The organism is Catenulispora pinisilvae (genome assembly GCF_015356865.1).
In the GTDB taxonomy this organism is placed as follows: domain Bacteria; phylum Actinomycetota; class Actinomycetes; order Streptomycetales; family Catenulisporaceae; genus Catenulispora; species Catenulispora pinisilvae.
In genome coordinates this window covers 1-1,257 of record NZ_JAAFZA010000506.1, presented here as the reverse complement: position 1 = coordinate 1,257, position 1,257 = coordinate 1, and the positions used below count along the sequence as shown (strand labels likewise).

At 64.8% G+C, this 1,257-nt stretch carries 1 protein-coding gene and 1 pseudogene; one reads left to right on the top strand and one right to left on the bottom strand.

The window, feature by feature from the left end:
* The first annotated feature begins 252 nt into the window (after positions 1-252).
* Positions 253-618: a hypothetical protein gene (locus IZR01_RS49200; protein WP_194927891.1), complete on the top strand. Its 366-nt coding sequence runs from the start codon at positions 253-255 to the stop codon at positions 616-618.
* Positions 619-712: 94 nt separating this feature from the next.
* On the opposite strand, the pseudogene IZR01_RS49195 reads toward IZR01_RS49200, so the two are convergent.
* Positions 713-1,129, bottom strand: a pseudogene (locus IZR01_RS49195) (IS701 family transposase); the annotation flags it as partial.
* Positions 1,130-1,257 lie beyond the last annotated feature (128 nt).

The window sequence follows — 1,257 nt, the reverse complement described above, 5'->3', positions numbered from 1 at the left end:
CTCGAAGTCACCCGCTGACCGCGGCAGACGATCTAGACCGCAGACACCCGCCTACGAACAGGATGAACACCCGCAAACCCGATCACACCAGTACCCTGACCAGCGACGTCATGTTGGCATTCGCTCACTGGACACTATGTCAAGGCTAGCCATGACACAGGGGACGCGCCAGGGAACAGACAACAACGCTCAGATACCTCTGATGGCGACTGGCCCGCATGTGCGCGCTCGAACCATACTCAGAAGAGTTCTATGACGGGAATAGCGCAAGCCCTGAATAAGGTCCCTCCACCAGTAGTGCTGGGTCTGCGCGCCGGCTGCTGCCCCGACCTGGAGCCCGGTAGTGACGGCAGGACCGGGCGACACCTGATCCGCGGCAAGACGTTCAAGACCGCCATCGACGAACGTGGGAACCGCGACTCCACCGGAGCCGACCGCGACGTTCCCTGGGGGGCGATCACGCCGGTCGTCAACGCCATCCGCGTCCTGGAACGCATGGTCCCGCCCGGGAGCCTGCTGTTCGACACGGCCGCGCACGACGTCGCCGGACGCCGCCGAAGCACCGGATCGCTGAAGCTCGACACGGTGCGGGACCGCATCGAGGCGTTCACCGCCTAGTACTCCAGCCTGAATTAGGGCTGTGAGCTGTGTCTTCGTCGGTAGTGGCAGCGGCGGGCGGTGGCCTGGTGTCGTCGGCGCCAGGTCGACCATCTCAGGATGTGATGGACGGTATGTTGTCCGGGCGTTCGGGGAAGGACAACTGCCAGGAGTCGTCGAATCTCTGCCACGGTGAGGGGGATGACATCGGCTGAATTGGGCGTTCCCCCTTTTGCTGCGCTTGGGCCGCCAGCACGGTCAGGAACGCGAACGCGAGCATGGACAAGGTGATGTGCCGGTACCAGCTGGTGTAGCGACGCACCTCGTACTGATCCAGGCCGCACTCGTTCTTCGCCGCACCGAAACAGTCCTCCACGGCCCACCTCCGACCGGCGATCAGAACCAGCTGCTGCACGGTGGTGCCGAACGGGGCAAAGCACAGGTAGTACGCGATCTCCTCCGGATCGCTGATGCTGCGCCGGGCCAGAACCCACCGACGATGCGTGGGCGGGTCCGGGTCGAGGTCCGGAATGCAGGGCCCCGGAGTGTTCCCCGGATGTCCGGTTGATCACGGGATGCCGTGGAGCGTGAGAACGGCTGTGGGGTCGAGGTGGGCTCGGCGTCCGGCGGCGATGTTGGCCCATCCGGCCTTGTGGAGTG